The 17,302-nt window shown below is 48.9% G+C and carries 15 protein-coding genes and 1 riboswitch; of the genes, 3 read left to right on the top strand and 12 right to left on the bottom strand.

The features are described 5' to 3' along the window. Nucleotides 1-59: 59 nt before the first annotated feature. From mnmH to DMN77_RS14530, 6 genes are all read right to left on the bottom strand, one after another. A complete protein-coding gene (gene mnmH / locus DMN77_RS14555; RefSeq protein WP_068777934.1) occupies nucleotides 60-1,094 on the bottom strand; it encodes a tRNA 2-selenouridine(34) synthase MnmH in 1,035 nt (344 codons plus the stop codon). A 430-nt stretch (nucleotides 1,095-1,524) separates the two neighbouring features. After that, the gene (gene selD, locus DMN77_RS14550) at nucleotides 1,525-2,574 is read right to left on the bottom strand and encodes a selenide, water dikinase SelD (RefSeq protein WP_068777935.1); all 1,050 of its coding nucleotides are present in this window, start codon (nucleotides 2,572-2,574) and stop codon (nucleotides 1,525-1,527) included. Between the two features lie 88 nt (nucleotides 2,575-2,662). Then, nucleotides 2,663-3,061, bottom strand: a complete 399-nt coding sequence (locus DMN77_RS14545) for a YbaN family protein (protein ID WP_256872401.1) — start codon at nucleotides 3,059-3,061, stop codon at nucleotides 2,663-2,665. 243 nt (nucleotides 3,062-3,304) lie between these two features. Further along, nucleotides 3,305-4,069: a succinate dehydrogenase iron-sulfur subunit gene (sdhB, locus tag DMN77_RS14540; RefSeq protein WP_068777987.1), complete on the bottom strand. Its 765-nt coding sequence runs from the start codon at nucleotides 4,067-4,069 to the stop codon at nucleotides 3,305-3,307. 18 nt (nucleotides 4,070-4,087) lie between these two features. Then, nucleotides 4,088-5,833 (bottom strand): succinate dehydrogenase flavoprotein subunit, encoded by a 1,746-nt coding sequence (gene sdhA / locus DMN77_RS14535; protein ID WP_179015522.1) that lies wholly within the window; start codon nucleotides 5,831-5,833, stop codon nucleotides 4,088-4,090. A gap of 143 nt (nucleotides 5,834-5,976) precedes the next feature. Then, nucleotides 5,977-6,642 carry a succinate dehydrogenase cytochrome b558 subunit gene (locus tag DMN77_RS14530; RefSeq protein WP_068777938.1) on the bottom strand — a complete coding sequence of 222 codons (666 nt, stop codon included), beginning with the start codon at nucleotides 6,640-6,642 and terminating at the stop codon, nucleotides 5,977-5,979. A 274-nt stretch (nucleotides 6,643-6,916) separates the two neighbouring features. Here DMN77_RS14530 and DMN77_RS14525 point away from each other — a divergent pair, with 274 nt between their 5' ends. Continuing rightward, nucleotides 6,917-7,819, top strand: a complete 903-nt coding sequence (locus DMN77_RS14525; protein WP_179015521.1) for a LysR family transcriptional regulator — start codon at nucleotides 6,917-6,919, stop codon at nucleotides 7,817-7,819. A 27-nt stretch (nucleotides 7,820-7,846) separates the two neighbouring features. Here DMN77_RS14525 and DMN77_RS14520 read toward each other — a convergent pair whose 3' ends face one another. From DMN77_RS14520 to DMN77_RS14510, 3 genes are read right to left on the bottom strand one after another with little or no spacing between them, the layout of a single operon-like run. Beyond that, nucleotides 7,847-9,091 carry a cation:proton antiporter gene (locus tag DMN77_RS14520; RefSeq protein ID WP_179015520.1) on the bottom strand — a complete coding sequence of 415 codons (1,245 nt, stop codon included), beginning with the start codon at nucleotides 9,089-9,091 and terminating at the stop codon, nucleotides 7,847-7,849. A 24-nt stretch (nucleotides 9,092-9,115) separates the two neighbouring features. Continuing rightward, nucleotides 9,116-9,787, bottom strand: a complete 672-nt coding sequence (locus DMN77_RS14515) for a potassium channel family protein (RefSeq protein ID WP_068777941.1) — start codon at nucleotides 9,785-9,787, stop codon at nucleotides 9,116-9,118. Between the two features lie 14 nt (nucleotides 9,788-9,801). Beyond that, entirely contained in the window at nucleotides 9,802-11,136 is a 1,335-nt protein-coding gene (locus tag DMN77_RS14510; RefSeq protein ID WP_179015582.1) for a TrkH family potassium uptake protein, read from the bottom strand. Nucleotides 11,137-11,211: 75 nt separating this feature from the next. Beyond that, nucleotides 11,212-11,368, bottom strand: a riboswitch (cyclic di-AMP (ydaO/yuaA leader). Between the two features lie 351 nt (nucleotides 11,369-11,719). Here DMN77_RS14510 and DMN77_RS14505 point away from each other — a divergent pair. After that, nucleotides 11,720-13,438 (top strand): CPBP family intramembrane glutamic endopeptidase, encoded by a 1,719-nt coding sequence (locus DMN77_RS14505; RefSeq protein WP_179015519.1) that lies wholly within the window; start codon nucleotides 11,720-11,722, stop codon nucleotides 13,436-13,438. Here DMN77_RS14505 and uvrC read toward each other — a convergent pair. Further along, entirely contained in the window at nucleotides 13,404-15,338 is a 1,935-nt protein-coding gene (uvrC, locus tag DMN77_RS14500; protein WP_306294251.1) for an excinuclease ABC subunit UvrC, read from the bottom strand. The two genes, DMN77_RS14505 and uvrC, sit on opposite strands and share 35 nt — an antisense overlap. Nucleotides 15,339-15,437: 99 nt before the next feature. Further along, the gene (gene trxA, locus DMN77_RS14495) at nucleotides 15,438-15,752 is read right to left on the bottom strand and encodes a thioredoxin (protein WP_068777944.1); all 315 of its coding nucleotides are present in this window, start codon (nucleotides 15,750-15,752) and stop codon (nucleotides 15,438-15,440) included. 267 nt (nucleotides 15,753-16,019) lie between these two features. Here trxA and DMN77_RS14490 point away from each other — a divergent pair, with 267 nt between their 5' ends. After that, nucleotides 16,020-16,175 (top strand): YqzM family protein, encoded by a 156-nt coding sequence (locus tag DMN77_RS14490; RefSeq protein WP_127002435.1) that lies wholly within the window; start codon nucleotides 16,020-16,022, stop codon nucleotides 16,173-16,175. Nucleotides 16,176-16,335: 160 nt separating this feature from the next. Here DMN77_RS14490 and dnaI read toward each other — a convergent pair whose 3' ends face one another. Further along, entirely contained in the window at nucleotides 16,336-17,292 is a 957-nt protein-coding gene (gene dnaI, locus DMN77_RS14485; protein WP_179015518.1) for a primosomal protein DnaI, read from the bottom strand. Between the last annotated feature and the right edge of the window lie 10 nt (nucleotides 17,293-17,302).

Raw genomic sequence — 17,302 nt, 5'->3', positions numbered from 1 at the left:
AAATAGAAGAGGGACATCGTTCCTGAACGACGTCCCCCTTTATGCGCCATATAATCCTCTTAATGATAACTCTCTTGTAGAAGCTGCTCTAATCGTTGCTCCGCTTCTTCCATGGTATTGGCGGTAATCGTGATGAAATCACTCTCCGCATAATTTTTCTCCGAATAAGCATACCGCTTGTCGTAATAATGAAGCAACAGCAATTCCACGGCCGGTGCATATCTTCCCTGCTCCAGACATTCTGCGATCTCGGCAGCGATCGGCACATGAATCTTGGAACGTATCTTCTGAAAATCAAGCATGCAATCCTGCGGATATTTCCAAGGCTCATAGTCATCCAAAATATTCTGCACGCGTACTTCCAGCGGCAGCTCCAGCTTAATATGCCTTCCCTGATCCTTCTTGGACAGGATGAAATCAGGCACGCAAATTTTACCGATTCTTTTGCTCTCTGCCTCTAGCATAATGTATTCGCTCTGCTGCAAACGCAGCAGATCTTCCAATAGCAGAGAATCAAACATCCTCTGGTTGTTGGATTTCAATCCAATATGTCCGAAGGCCGAACCACGATGTCCGGCCATTCCTTCCAGATCAACAACCGGATAACCCTTCGCATGCAAATTACGTAAAATCGCAGTCTTTCCATTCCCTGTATTTCCATGGATAACGAGCGCACTCGGTGTGAAATCCATACTCTCTAAAGTCGATACGACCCATTTTCTATAGTCACGGTACCCTCCGGCCAGTCGATAGACGTGGATATCCATCAAAGACAATAAGGTGGCCGTCGTCTTACTTCGCATCCCCCCACGCCAGCAGAACACCGTCTTAGGGCCTTCTATATCGGCAAATTGGCGGATAAACCGGGGCAGCTTGGCAGATACAAGCTCCAGCCCCCGCTCTTTGGCGGCTTCAACGTTTACTCGTGTATATAACGTACCTACCTCGGCCCGTTCCTGATCATCGAACAGAGGTATATTGATACTGCCTGGAATCGATGAATCGGCATATTCTGAAGGGGAACGTACATCGATCATCGTCATGCCCTTGTCTTTTTTTTCTAGCCAGTCGTTGATGCTTAGATCCTGAAACATTAATCTCTTTCCCTTCCTGCTTATAGAGGTTGTTCAAAAAGCTCACTTTTGATCACGAAGCCATCACTGAAGGCTGATTCGACATCGAATCCTGAATTCAGCCGGGCCTTCCGGTGCTCACGTACCCACTACGTACGCTCCGCTCCTCACGCCCTAGCTTCATTCAACCTTCTCGGTGCTGAAAACCGTTCTTTTTGAACTTGCTTTTACGGAGGTTGTTCAAAAAGCTCACTTTTGATCACGAAGCCACCACTGAAAGCAGATTCGACATCGAATCCTGAATTCAGCCGGGCCTTCCGGTGCTCACGTACCCACTACGTACGCTCCGCTCCTCACGCCCTAGCTTCATTCAACCTTCTCGGTGCTGAAAACCGTACTTTTTGAACTTGCTTTTATGGAGGTTGTTCAAAAAGCTCGGATCACGCGCTTATTATTTAACAACGATGCGGCTTGGATGCTGGTCTGTCACTTCACCGATCAGGCTCGCTTCAACCCCTGCTTTAACCAGCTCGTCCAGCAAGGAATTCGCCTCATCAGCTGCAACGGCGATCAACAAACCACCGGAGGTCACTGCATCGCACAAAATCCAGCGGTCGGTTTGATCCATCATTTCCGGGAACGAAATATCCCCCTCCACATGAGCGAAGTTATTCTTCGTTCCGCCGGGGATGAACCCGCTCTCTGCCAGCTCGCGCACGCGCGGCAATACAGGAACCTGATCCTGTTTAATAAGGATTCCCGTTCCGCTGCCTTTTGCCATTTCCAGAGCATGTCCCATCAACCCAAATCCAGTCACATCCGTACACGCATGAACATCATACGGCTCCATCATTTCTGCCGCTTTTCTGTTCAGTGTCGCCATGACACGGGTAACCCGCTCTGTCTCTTCAGCAGTTAGCTGTCCCTTCTTGATCGAAGTCGTCATAATGCCCACACCGATTGGCTTCGTCAGGATCAGCTTATCGCCAGCCTTCGCGCCGGCATTGGTCCTTACCTTGTCCGGATGCACCAAGCCGGTAACTGCGAGACCGAACTTCGGCTCCTTATCATCGATCGAATGGCCGCCGACCAAGGTAGCTCCGGCTTCCCGCACCTTGTCCGCAGCTCCGCGCAAAATGTCAGCCAGAATGCTCTTGTCCAACGTCGAAATTGGAAAAGCTACGATGTTCATCACTGTCAAAGGCTTACCGCCCATCGCATATATATCGCTAATCGCGTTAGCCGCTGCGATCTGTCCGAAGGAATACGGATCATCAACAATTGGCGTAAAGAAATCCAGCGTCTGCACCAGAGCCAGATCCTCGCTGATTTTATATACCCCTGCATCATCGCTTGTATCCAAACCCACCAATAAATCAGGGTTAGGCTCTGTTGGCGGTAGACTACGGATGACCTGCATAAGATCGGCCGGACCGATCTTGCAGCCACATCCTCCCTTGGTTGTTAAAGTGGTTAATTTCACTGTATTGGAAGCTTCCATAGCAAATTCACTTTCCTTCCTATCATTTATTGCTTGCCATAAATTTTATATATTAATCGTACTCCTATGCCGTAATGTATGGCAACTATCATTTAATCTCTTCAACAGAGGCAGTCGTCTCCGATCTTCTCACCGTTTTGATACGAAAAATAAAATAGTAGTACATAAACGAGATAAGAAGCAGGATACAACCTCTGCCGATCCAATTATTCATTACAATAAAGGCTATGGCCAACATAGAAGTAGCTAGTGCAAGTATCCCGAGCTTGCCGCGAAGCGTCATAGATCGCGAATGAATGAACTCCTCCAAATGTTCCCTGTACAGCTTCGTACCGCGGAACCAACGGTGAAACCGGTCAGAACCTTTGGAAAAGAAGAACGAGGCGAGCAGCAGGAACGGGGTCGTAGGCAGCACGGGAAGAAATACGCCAATCGCCCCCAAACCCAGAAATAAAAAACCTAATGTTAAATAAAGATATTTCATCATTGGCCTCCTTAAATGAAAGTAAAAGGTCAATTTAACTATTCCAATTAAAAGTGAAATGGTTCACGTGAATAACAACGAGCCAATACCATCCCAGCTTCGCTAACCTTAGCATGTGGCGGCAGAGATCGTCAATCAGAACGATCAATGGACTATTCTCCAGCCTATTACTTTTGTTTGGGAGACAAAAAAATTCCTATACCCCATTCTATTCATGGGATATAGGAATCCATTCTACGCTAGGTATTACACGCCCAACCAGCGCTTGAACATATGCTTGGTTGTCGCTTTATTCATCTCGGCAATCGAGGTCGTTAACGGAATGCCTTTTGGACATGCCCGTACGCAGTTCTGCGAATTGCCGCAGCCTTCGATGCCTCCAGCTTCCATCAATGCCTCAAGTCTCTCCTCGGCGTTCATTTCACCGGTCGGATGAGCATTAAACAGACGCACCTGTGAGATCGGAGCCGGGCCCATAAAGTCTGTCTTCTCATTCACATTCGGACAAGCCTCCAGACAGACGCCGCAAGTCATACATTTCGAAAGCTCGTATGCCCATTGCCGCTTCTTCTCCGGCATCCGCGGTCCAGGACCGAGATCATACGTACCATCGATCGGAATCCAGGCTTTGACCTTCTTCAGAGCATTAAACATCCGGCTGCGGTCGATAATCAGGTCCCGTACTACAGGGAAGGTGCGCATCGGCTCGATACGAATCGGCTGTTCCAAATTATCAATCAGAGCAGCGCAAGCCTGACGTGGTTTACCGTTAATCACCATGGAGCAGGCTCCGCATACTTCCTCCAGGCAGTTCGACTCCCAGCATACTGGAGCAATATGCTCACCCTTCATATTCACCGGGTTGCGCTGAATTTCCATCAGGGAACTGATTACATTCATACCAGGACGATAATCAAGTTCAAATTCCTCGGTATATGGCTTGGTTTCCGGGCCATCCTGACGCGTGATAATAAACTTTATCTTTCTGCTTGCTGCTTTTGTTTCCGCCATTGCCATTGCTCTCCCCTCCTACTTTTCCTTCGAATAGTCGCGAATACGCGGCGGAATCAGTGATACATCGACATCTTCATATGAAATTTGCGGCCCGTCCGGCGTCCAAGTCGCCTTGGTCGTCTTCAGGAATTCCCCGTCATTACGATCCGGATAATCCGGTTTATAATGGGCGCCACGGCTCTCATTACGGAGCAATGCGCCAAGCGTCATCGCTTCAGCCAGCTCCAGCATGTTCCATAGCTGACGGGTAAAGGCAGCCCCCGCGTTGTTCCAACGCGAATTATCATTAATATTGATATCTTTATAACGAACCTTCAGTTCTTTAATTTTGTTAATCGTTGCTTCCAATCGATTGTTATAGCGAACCACGGTCATATTGTCCGTCATCCAATCCCCTAGCTCTTTATGGAGTACATAGGCATTTTCCTTGCCTTCCATCTTGAGCAGCTTCTCGAATTTGTCCTCTTGTACCTTGCGGGCATTGTCCAGTATTGTCGAGCTCATATCTTCGACCGATTTCTTCAGACCGTGAATGTACTCCACCGCTTTAGGACCGGCAACCATGCCGCCGAAAATAGCGGATACGAGCGAGTTCGCACCTAAGCGGTTGGCTCCATGATATTGATAATCGCATTCGCCTGCTGCAAACAGCCCCGGGATGTTCGTCATCTGATTATAATCGACCCACATGCCGCCCATCGAGTAATGGACCGCCGGGAAGATTCTCATCGGAACCTTACGCGGATCATCGCCGACGAATTTTTCATAAATCTCAATAATGCCGCCGAGCTTAACGTCCAGTTCCTTCGGATCTTTATGCGACAAATCGAGATACACCATGTTCTCGCCGTTGATGCCAAGCTTCTGGTCAACACATACAGAGAAGATCTCCCGCGTTGCGATATCCCGTGGCACAAGATTGCCGTAGGCCGGATATTTCTCCTCAAGGAAGTACCATGGCTTGCCGTCTTTATAAGTCCAGATCCGTCCGCCCTCACCGCGAGCTGACTCCGACATCAGGCGCAGCTTATCATCGCCTGGAATCGCTGTCGGATGGATTTGAATGAATTCACCATTTGCATAATGCACGCCTTGCTGGTACACCGCGCTCGCTGCTGTTCCTGTGTTAATAACAGAGTTGGTCGTCTTGCCAAAAATAATCCCCGGCCCGCCTGTTGCCAGTATCACGGCATCCGAGGCGAAGGTCACGACCTCCATAGAGCGTAAATTCTGTGCAGTAATACCGCGGCAAGCCCCCTCGTCATCAAGAACTACGGACAGGAACTCCCAGTTCTCATATTTGACCACCAGCCCTTCCGTCTCATGACGGCGAACTTGTTCATCGAGAGCGTAAAGCAGCTGCTGGCCAGTTGTTGCACCGGCAAACGCCGTACGGTGGCGCTTCGTACCGCCGAATCGGCGGAAATCGAGGAGGCCTTCAGGGGTACGATTGAACATAACCCCCATCCGGTCCATCAGATGGATAATGCCCGGTGCTGCTTCACACATGGCTTTGACAGGCGGCTGGTTGGCGAGGAAGTCTCCGCCGTATACCGTATCATCGAAGTGCTCCCAAGGAGAGTCGCCTTCCCCCTTTGTATTTACCGCGCCGTTGATCCCGCCCTGCGCACACACAGAGTGCGATCTCTTAACCGGAACGATCGAGAATAGATGAACCTGAACCCCGGCTTCGGCCGCCTTGATGGTAGCCATCAGCCCGGCAAGCCCTCCACCGACGACAACTATGCTTTGTTTCGACATCCTTTTCAACTCCTAAAAGTTTTGTGAGCTATGCTACTTAGACTGACACCATACAAAACTTGCTTCGTAAGCATTCGCTTCGTTTTGTGAGCTATGCTGCTTAGATTTACATCGTACAAAACTTGCTTCGCAAGCGGCCTTCCCTATCCTAGCATTCTAAATGATTGCAGCAGGGCCGTTCCTCCCGCAAATTCCACACTGCGGAATGCGAACAATGACCATACAAACATTATCGATACGATCACAAACATACTCATGCAAATATATGAGGATACACGCTGCGAGCGCGGCCCCACCGTAATGCCCCAGCTAACTAGAAACGACCATAAGCCATTGGCAAAATGGAAAGAGGCAGACACAACCGCGATCAAATAAATAATGAAAAATATCGGCTGCATCATAATGTCATGCATGACTCCGCCCAACTGATCGTGCGTTACATGGCCAAGCGCCACTTGTATTCTCGTCTCATACACATGCCAGATCACAAATATGAATACGATAATTCCCGTAATTCGCTGCAGCAGATAGCGCAGATTGCGCTCCGTAGCATAATTGCCGTTATTCGGCTTCGCCTGAAAAGCGATGTATATGCCGTAAACCCCGTGGTACAGCAGCGGCAAATAAATGCCCACAATCTCCAGTACCAGGATCAGCGGCAGACTGTTCAAGAATGCCACACTGTCCTTAAAGCCCTGGCTCCCCCCCTCAACCGCAGAGAAGTTCGTCAGCATGTGCTCCAGAAGGAAAAAACCTAGCGGAATAATGCCCAGAAGCGAATGCAGTTTCCTGGAATAAAACCCTTTCATAAGTTCGTGTACCCCTTTCTTGTCTCCATCGTCCTTTTAAATACTCATACATTAAAATTCGACAGCAGTCTACGAAATAAATCGTATATGAAAAATCGCACAAACCGCCATCTAAGTACTTTGTTACAAAAGTAACATGTGAACAACTTGTGTCACTTTCATGTTACTCCTTTTTAGCTTATAATGGAATTGCAATATAATTATTAACTGTTATAACTATTACGCATAAGAGAATATATCTGTGGAAATCGATTGAATAAAGAGGAGGATCGAATTGCTGGAAGAATTGATTGTCTTTACTACCGTTGTAGAACAGTCTAGCTTAAATAAAGCTTCGAAGCTGCTTAATTTGTCTCAGCCTGCCTTATCGAGGAAAATTGCCAAGCTGGAGGAAGAATGGGGAATCGCCCTGTTCCACCGCAACGGCAAGAAGCTGGAGTTGACCCGGGTTGGTCATGAGGCCTATCTATATGCCATGGAGCAGCAGCAGCGCCATCAGAACTTTCTGCAGTCCGTCTCACGCTTCAAAGCAGCCAATCGCAGCATCGTAACCCTTGGCGCCAGCCTCACAACATTGCAGACAACATTGCCTCCTCTTGTCACCGCTCTGATGAACAACTACCCGGACATGGAGGTCAAGCTGCTTACTGGCAAAACCCATGAAATTGTCTCCTACGTTAGGGAGAAAAAAGTCGATATCGGCGTCATCGCCTCCTCCATCAGCGAGTCCGGCTTAAAATGCATTCCGCTCTTCCAGGATCATCTTGAACTGGTCGTCCCGCGCGGACACGAGCTTGCGGATGGCGGTCCTGTGACGATGGGCGATCTGAACGACCGCTCGATGATCATCTTCTCCAAAGGCACCTGGTATCGCAAGCTGATTGATGAGATGTTCGTACGTTATGGCATTATCCCTGATGTCAGGATGGAGATCGATTCCTTTGAAGCGATCGTGCGTCTTCTGCCCACTTGTAAATTCGCCACGCTGCTTCCAAAATCCTATTTGCGCAAGCAACTTCTAAGGGATAATGATCTCGTCACCTTGCCGATGAAGGAGCTGGAGCAGACACGCCGGGAGACTTGTCTGATCTATGGCAGCAAGACCAATCTAAGCAGTGAAATCAAAGAATGGGTAAACGACATCCGCAGCCATTTGATTCAGGTTCTTACTATCTAATATGTATAAAAAAGCAGCGCGCCTGTCTTACAGGCGCGCCGCTTCCTTGCTTACTTCAAGCCCCAGCTTCCGGGCTACCCAACCTGTCGTGCTGGCTTGTACGATAATCGTCAGCATAATAGCCATAAAGGCGATCGCTGAAATCATCTGGGCATTGGCGACGCCCATCCCTACAATCATGCCGGATAACGCCGCGGGAATAACTCCCGTCTCCCGCACCCAGCACATGAAGAGCAGTTCCTGCCAGGTCCACTTCGCTTTACGGTCTGGCCATGCGCAGATCAACACCGTTACAGGCCGGGCCACGAACATCAATATTAAGACAGCAGCCAGACTTTGCCAGAAGTAATGCCCCAGCGTCGTGAAATTCACTTGACTGCCTAGAAGGATAAAAATTAGCATGCGCATCATTAAAGTAATGTTGTCGGAGACGGCTCCGATCTCTGAGCGCTTTTCCTCCATATTCAGATTGAATATGTCCGCGTTCCCCCATATAACTCCAGCTACGAAAGTAGCCATAAATCCGCTGAAACCCAGCAAATCCGCAATCAGATAGCTGGCCAATGCACACACGATCATAACGAGGGTCGTATATTCACTTAGAATCCCGCGCTTAATATGTCCGGTAAAATACGACAGACAACCGGCTATAACAAGTCCGACAGCAATGCCGCCAAAGGCTGTCTTTACGAAATCCCAGCCCATGATCCCGATGTTCAGCTCTCTTCCGCTGGCAACTGCCGCCAGGAAGGCAAAGGTTAGAATCGAGCCGGTAGCATCATTGAAAGCTGATTCGCTTTCCACTGTCTCCCGAACCCGCTTCTTGATGTTCACCTGCCTGAACACCGGAATGATGGATGCCGGGTCCGTTGAAGCGATCACCGCACCGGCCAGGAACGAGAACACCCAACTGACCCCAAATAAATAATGAACCCCTACACCAACTACGCCCATCGTAATTAGCACTCCCAATACACTTAACAGCGAGAGGCTGATCCAAATCTCCTTGAGCCCGCTAAGCCTTAAGTTGCGTCCCCCATCAAACAGAATCAGGACCGAGCCAACGGTCAGAATGATCTGATTGATCAGCGAGCCGCTCGCTTCATGAATCCAGCCGAGCCCCGGGCCCAGCAGCATCCCTGTTGCAATATAGACTGCTACATCCGGGAGCTTAAGAATGGAAGCAATTTTCCCCGAGATCATACCCACGGTAATAACAAATAAAATCAAAATAAGTAAGTGCCTGATGGCCTCGGTAGCTGCAGATTCCATCTGTGATCACATCCCAGGGATAGATTAGGAAATATTCTCGTTGACCATCATCTCGAACTCTTCAACATTTTCATTGGAGCCGATAATGACCATGATATCTCCGGTTTTCAATTGATCCATCGCTGTCGGGGCAACGATAACGCCATTCTCGCGATGAATAGCCACAATCGTGCAGCCAAAGCGCGCTCGCGGATGAAGCTCCCCTACATTTTTACCGTTAAGGCATTCCGGAACGTTCATCTCCACGATGCTGTAATTTTTGGATAGCTGGATATAATCCAGCAGATTGGGCGTCACCAATTGGTGAGCTACCCGAATGCCCATATCCCGCTCCGGCGAAATAACCCGATCCACGCCCAACTTCTCCAGTGCCCTGCCATGCAGTACTGAGATCGCCTTGGCTACTACCATCGGCAAGCCGAGATCTTTAAGCAAAATCGCCGCTAATATGCTCATCTGAATATCATTGCCGATCGCGACGATCCCGCAGTCAAAGTTACGCACTCCCAGCGATTTGAGCACCTCTTCATCCGTTGCGTCAGCCACAACGGCATGAGTCAGCTTATCGCTCCATTCATTTACAATTTCCTCATCCCGGTCGATTCCCAGTACCTCATAACCGAGATCCATCAGTTCCAGTGCCAAACTAGATCCGAAACGCCCCAGTCCGATCACTACAAACTGCTGTGTTTTCATGCTTAACCTTCCCCTTATCCAATAATAATTTTACCTTCCGGATGTCTATATAATTCTTTGCCCTTCTTCGGCCCAAGCGCATAAGCCATCGTCAATGGCCCAAGCCGTCCGGCAAACATCGTGAAGCTGATAATAAATTTACCTATCACTGTTAATTTACCCGTTAATCCTACGGTCAAGCCAACCGTGCCAAAAGCCGAAGTCGTCTCGAACAGGATGCTCAGGAAGCTTGCACTCTCGGTCGTCGATAGCACCATCGATACCGCGATGACAAGAAACAAGGATAACATCGTCAGCGTAACTGCTTTGAAGATACGGTCCTGAGTCAGACGATAGCGGAACAGCACTAGATCAGACCGGCCGCGAATCATCGAGATGACAGCGCCGACCAGAATCATGAAGGTCGTTGTCTTAATCCCGCCCCCGGTAGAGCTCGGGGAAGCACCGATAAACATAAGGATAACCATAAAGAATTGAGTTGCCTGTCTTAGCAAGCCCAGGTCGACCGTATTTGCCCCTGCCGTCCGCGGCGATACCGACTGGAAGAAGGAAGCCCATATCTTCTCTCCCCAGCTAAGGCTTGAGAAGGTGCCCGGATTTGTAAATTCAAATACGTAAATCACCAAGGCCCCGATCAATATAAGCGAAGCCGTCATCGTCAATACCACTTTGGAATGAAGCGATAGCTTCCGGTGCTTCCGGAAGTCAACGAGATCCGACAACACGATGAATCCAAGGCCACCGGATACGATCAGGAACATCGTAACCAGGTTAACAATCGGATCGCCTACGTAGCGAGTAAGGCTCTGATAGTGGCCAAACAAGTCAAAACCGGCATTATTAAACATGGACACTCCATGGAAGATTCCAAAATATAGCGCGCGTCCAAACGGCATATCAAAGGACCAGCGAATCGTATAGATTAACGCCGCGCTGCTCTCAATGACCAGGGAATAGATCAGAACCTTGCGAATCAAGCGGACGATCCCTTCCATCGTGTTCTGGTTCATCGCCTCTTGCAGCAAAAGACGATCCTTGAGCGATATTCTACGCTTGAATACGAGCGAGAATAGGGTAGCCACGGTCATGAAACCGAGACCGCCGGTCTGAATCAGCAGCATAATCACGACCTGACCGAACGTAGAATAATATGTCCCGGTATCCACGACGATTAATCCAGTTACACAGGTTGCTGAAGTTGCGGTAAACAGCGCATCAACGAAAGGTAAAGATTCCCCTGTTGTACTTGAGATCGGCAGCATTAACAGCAGCGCTCCGACGAGGATAATGGCTGCAAAGCCCAATACTAAAATCTGCGGCGGGGAAAACCTGAACCATTTTACCCACATGTTCAACTGCAACTTGATCACTCCATCCTTTTTGTAGCAAAGAAAAAAAGCACTGGAAATCCAATGCTTTTTGATTGGTCCCTGCTCAAAGACCTACGAGGTTAGCTGACGGATTCGGACATGAACGGTTGCCCTATTCGCTTGGATCCTTGGAATATCCAGGAATTCAGCGAAACTCACCCCTAAAAATCGGTTCCCCCGTTTTCGTAAAGAAATTCGGCCATTTATATATTTTATTATTTCATTGTTTTCATTTCATTTTCGTCAAATGGATTATAAGCCTTATCGGCGTGTAATAACAAAGTTTCTTTTGGATTAAATAACTCGAAAAAGGCCTAAAAGGAGTGAAACTATGATTATGATACTCCATTATCTGAGCCGTGCGAGACCTTACCAGAGATATTGCAGATTCTCGTGAACTAAAGCCCGATTGGCAAATTTAAGGTTTCCTATGTTATCTTTAATTGACGTGTTTTCTGAGAATTACGCTTTATGTCACACCCACTTCTCTCGCCCGGTTATGACAAGCGGACTCATTGAACAATTTCTTGTTATAGAAAAAAGTGTTAAAGGAGCTGTAAACATGCAAACTTCCAAGAACTCACCTGGGATCTTGCTCAAACCTAAAGCACTCTGGATACTTGCTGCAATTGGATTGGTCCTCTTCATCGTCCTGCAGCTTTGGCTGCCTTCTGTGAACGAGCCGGAGCAGCAATTAAGCAAGACCATCAGCAAAGAACAAGCCAGGCAAGCCGCTGCTTCATTCGCTCAGACGGAGCTTGGCATCAACGGTAATTTCCAGAACGCTCACGTTACATACGATACAAAACCTGAACTGTTTGGTTATTTGACGAAGGAAAATTTAATCCGCCAATATTCTAAATCCTACGGCAAACAATTTCCTTATGACGTTTTCCATGTTGCCTTTACGGACCCGGACGACATCTTAAGCCTGTTGAGCATTGATGTCAATATGCAGGAGGGGAACGTCGTCGCCTTTGAGAAGGTCATCTCGACAAGCAATGCCACCAAGCAGACTTTACTCGACTACGGTCGCGAGAATACACGATCCCTGGTGGCCCGGGAAGGCGATATCAACCTGGCTGATAAAGAGCAGCTGGTCCGACCTTACCTGAAGGCTTTAGGAGTGAGTGAAGCCGATCTGGAGCTGGCTACCGCTGAAGGGCAATATGGGCTGCTGTATGGATTGCCAAATTACGAGATCGGACAGTCGCGGGCCCAGATCCAATTCTATTTTGAATACGGCACAGTAGCTTCCATGGAGACGAAGTTCACCGTTCCGAATTCCTACAACGAGTATCTCAGTAGTCAAAAGACGCTCGCCTACATCCTTACCTTTGCAGGTTATGGGCTGCTGACCTTCGTTCTGGCTGTTCTGGCCATCGTATACAGCATAGTGACAAGAGCTTACACCTCTTTTAAGCGGGGTCTCTTTTTGGCTTCTCTTTATTTTGTCCTAAGTATGGTCGGAGCAATCAACATGCTGCCCTATTTACAAAAGGATAGCCTGAGCAACTCCATACTTATTTTCAGCTTCGTGATCCAGGGTGTAGTTACTCTCCTGCTGTCCGGCTCTATCTATGTATCGCTAGTGGGTGGCGATGCGCTCTGGAGACAGAAGGGGCGGAATCTCTGGCCAAGGGCCAAAGAACCCGGTTATGGACGCCACGTGCTGACAGCGATGACGAACGGGTATGCCTGGGCGCTGATTTTGCTCGGGGTACAGTCCATTATTTTCCTGGCTCTCGAAAATACGATTCACACCTGGTCGACGACAGATGCCTCCCAATCCACCTACAACATGCTTCTGCCGCTGCTATTCCCGCTGCTGGCCTGGGTAGCAGGTATCGGAGAGGAGGCCGTATACCGACTATTCGGAATCGCTATGCTGAAGAAGATGTTCCGCAGCACATTTGTAGCCAGCTTGATTACTTCACTGATCTGGGCTTTCGGCCATACCCTGTATCCGATATATCCGGTCATTTCGCGGCCTATTGAGCTCATGTTCATCGGCTTGCTGTTCAGCTTCGTGTTTCTGCGCTACGGATTTATTACCGCTGTCTTCTCCCACGTCATCTTTGATACGATACTGATGTCAATCAGTCTGATGGTCATGGGCGGAGGATTGAATATAGCCGCCGGGTTATTCTATCTGGTACTGCCAGCCATTGTCGGTTATCTGATCTACCGCTTCAATCCAGCGCATAAGGAACGTCCGCTTGGGCCAATAAAAAAAGAGGAGCCGTTTATTCCGACTCCTCATCCCGAAGCGAATCCATAATAGTTTGTGCGAGTTTATCTCCAATAGAAAGAGGCCGAAAATCTTCGATCGAGGCCTCTTTTATTTTTTTCAGCGATCCGAAATGCTTCAGCAACTGCTTGCGCCGCTTCTCGCCTACACCGGGAATCGCGTCTAGCTGAGATACGACCATCGATTTGGCCCGCTGCTCGCGGTGGAAAGAAATCGCGAAGCGGTGCACCTCATCCTGAATGCGCTGAAGCAAATAGAACTCCTGGCTATCCCGAGCCAGATTCACCGGTTCCGGCGGATCGCCGATCATAAGCTGGGCCGTCTTATGCTTCGTATCCTTCACGAGACCGCAGACGGGAATGAACAGTCCCAACTCATTCTCCAGCACATCCTTGGCCGCAGCCATCTGCCCCTTGCCGCCGTCCATAACGATTAGATCAGGAAGCGGCAGATTCTCTTTGAGCACGCGCTCATATCTGCGCCGCACCACCTCACGCATCGTCTCCACATCATCAGGGCCCTGAACCGTACGAACCTTGTACTTGCGGTATTCCTTCTTGGCCGGCTTGCCATCGATAAATACGACCATCGCCGATACCGGATTGGTTCCTTGAATATTCGAGTTATCGAACGCTTCGATCCGAGACAGCTCGTTCAAGCCGAGAGCAACGCCCAGATTCTCCGCCGCCCTGGAGGTTCGCTCCTCATCCCGCTCGATCAGACGGAATTTCTCGTCCAACGCAACGCGGGCATTATCAAAGGCCATCTGCGTCATCTGACGCTTCAGTCCCCGTTTGGGAACCAGCGTCTTCACATTCAGCCAGTTCTGCAAAGCGGCTGCCCCACTTTCCGCATCAAGCAGCTCTCCGCCTTCATCATCCGAAGCCTCGCTAACTGGCCCTTCGACGTCTTCGCCCGCCTGCTCCTCCCGCTGTCCCGGCTTCATATCTGGCAGCAGAATCTCCTGTGGAAGCGCAGGATTGTCGCTATAATATTGTGTTACGTAGGACAAGAAGTCACCATAGGCCTCCCCATAGAACGGAAATACCGAGGCATGCCGTTCGATCATTTTCCCTTGTCTTACATATAGAATCTGTACACACATCCAGCCCTTATCAACGGCAAAGCCAAATACATCACGATTTCTCGCATCATTCATCGTAATCTTTTGCTTCTCCATCAGAGCGTCTATGCTTCTGATCTGATCCCGCAGCTCCTTTGCCCGCTCGAAGTACAGCTCCTCTGCCGCTTCCTCCATCTTGCGCTGAAGCTCTTGCTTGATCTCCTCATGCCCGCCATTCAGGAAGGATACGATCTCCTGAATCATCTCGTCATAGGTTTCTTGCGGCACTTCCTTGACACAGGGCGCCAAGCATTGGCCCATATGATAATACAGACAAACCTCCTTCGGCATCACATTGCACTTGCGCAGCGGGTACATCCGATCGAGCAGCTTCTTCGTTTGTTGTGCTGCATAAGCGTTCGGATAGGGTCCAAAATACTTAGCCTTATCCTTAAGGATCTTCCGCGTGACTTCCAGCCGCGGATGACGTTCATTTGTAATTTTGATATATGGATAGCTCTTATCATCTTTCAACAATACGTTATATCGGGGAGAATGCTTCTTGATCAGATTGCACTCCAGAATAAGAGCCTCCATATTGCTGCCGGTAACGATATATTCGAAATCGCGAATCTCCGAGACGAGCCGTTGAGTTTTCCCGTCATGACTGCCAGTGAAGTAGGAGCGCACACGATTCTTCAGGATTTTGGCCTTTCCGACATAAATAATCGTGCCGTTCTTGTTCTTCATCAAATAACAGCCCGGCAGATCCGGCAGCAGCGCAAGCTTGTGACGGATCGCTTCCATCGCCTGCTCCTTCTCCCGCATTTCCTTGGCATAGGTATCCGAATGATGGCTATTGCTCATTGTCCTCTCCCCCTCTCACTACATGATGCTGTTCTGCACAGAAAACGCCCCCGGGCATGCCGGAGGCGTAGTTGTAGCACTCTAAATCAGCTGGCCAAATTAATGTTTGGCAATCATGTTTTTCAGCGCATCTTTGGAGTTCAAGCCAACAACCTTATCGACAGGTTGGCCGTCTTTGAACAAGATCAGAGTTGGGATACTCATTACGCCAAAACGGGATGCGGATTCAGGGTTCTCGTCCACATTTACCTTTGCGATTTTAACCGAATCCCCCAAATCACCAGACAATTCTTCCAAAATTGGCGCTATCATTTTGCAAGGACCACACCAAGGCGCCCAAAAGTCGACCAGAACGGTACCCGTACTTTCGACTTCACTGTTAAAAGATTGATCGGAAACATTTACTATTGCCATGATATCTCCTCCTTGTATGTTACTGGAATGCCTGTATGAAGCCAGCCACAGCATTCCCTAACTAATCAGTAATGGTATAGTAGCGCCCTATGTTGACGCTATGGATTACATTATAACATAACTTTTTAGTAAATGGGAATTCGCGTTCAGGCATCATCTTTACAAACTTAAAAGCGATTGGTTATACTAAGAATATCCAAATATCGATTTGTCTATGATGTTTTTAATTGACGCTACATAAAAGTTGTTTAAGGAGGCCTCGCCCGCATGGATGCTAACCCGCATGTGAACGACCCGCGTCAGCATATCAATGAAGAGCCGCGCAACGATTTGTTCGATCTGATGAATGGTTTTTTCGGTATGCTCACCCTTATGGCCGTTATTTTCTTCGGCATGGTCATTTTGAAATTTATCGCCAGCTAGCCTAATCGCTGCTGCTGTCGGTCAAGGCAGTCCGGCCGATATTTTTCTAATCTACGCTTGGATAACACACAGAAGACCTCGCAATCCCAGGTAAGGGTTGTTGCCGAGGTCTTCTTTGCGTCTGTGGATATATATGACCGATGATTCCCATTCATCCCATCTAAAATCTCTTGCCGCGCTTATTGCTGCCAGTGACGGTCACCACATCTACGAATGGAGCGATCCGATCCATCAGCCGCTGGCCTTTATGCCGTTCCTCCCCGTCCTTGCTTGTAAAGCTCAAATGCTGCTCCAGCGCTTCCAAGGAATAATTGGAGGTATAGAAGGTCGGCTTACGATTCATTCGAAAATTCAAGATCGAGCCCATGACATGATCGCGAACCCATGGGTTCAAATTCTCCGCCCCGATATCATCAAAGATGAGCAGGTCCGCCTGCTTCATCACTTCAACGGTCTCCTTCAGCTTCTGGGAATCCTGAAGCATCGACTTCAGGTCCTCTACAAATTCCGGCATATACACAATGACCCCGGAATATCCCGACTTCGCCAGCTTGTGCAGCAGATAGCACATCAAGAAGGTCTTGCCCGTTCCAAAGTTGCCTTCCAGATACAAGCCGCGCGGTTGCAAACCGCCCTCCTCTGTAGCGCTGATATAGCGAAGCACTTGGGTTACGGCAGGCGCACGGACACGATCCTTGGTGAGAATCTCGACTTCATCATAACCTTCCTGAAGGGCCCGCTCATCGACATAGAAGCTGCGGATCTTCTTCTGAATCGATAGCTCGTTCTCCCTTTGCAGTTGTTTCGAGCAAGGAACCTGGCGAGCGACGATTTGCGGACCAAGCGTATTGTTCTCTACGGTTAATTTCGTGAAATGGCCGGGGAAATCATTAGGACATTGATCGAGCCCGGGACACTTGGCGCAATGACGGCTGTCATTTACGTATTGATATAGCTTGGCCATATCTCGAATCAACTGCTCTTCGTCCAGTTCGGGATGCTTCGCGCGCAGTTCAAGTACAAGCGGATCGTTCAACAGCTCCGCCTTAAGCTGCTCCGACCGCCTGAGCAGGTTGCTATTCTTCATTCCTGCCAGTATTTGACCGAGTGAATCCATGGCTTGCGTC

The organism is Paenibacillus sp. 79R4 (genome assembly GCF_013393165.1).
GTDB lineage: Bacteria > Bacillota > Bacilli > Paenibacillales > Paenibacillaceae > Fontibacillus.
This window is presented reverse-complemented; position numbering and strand designations above follow the sequence as displayed.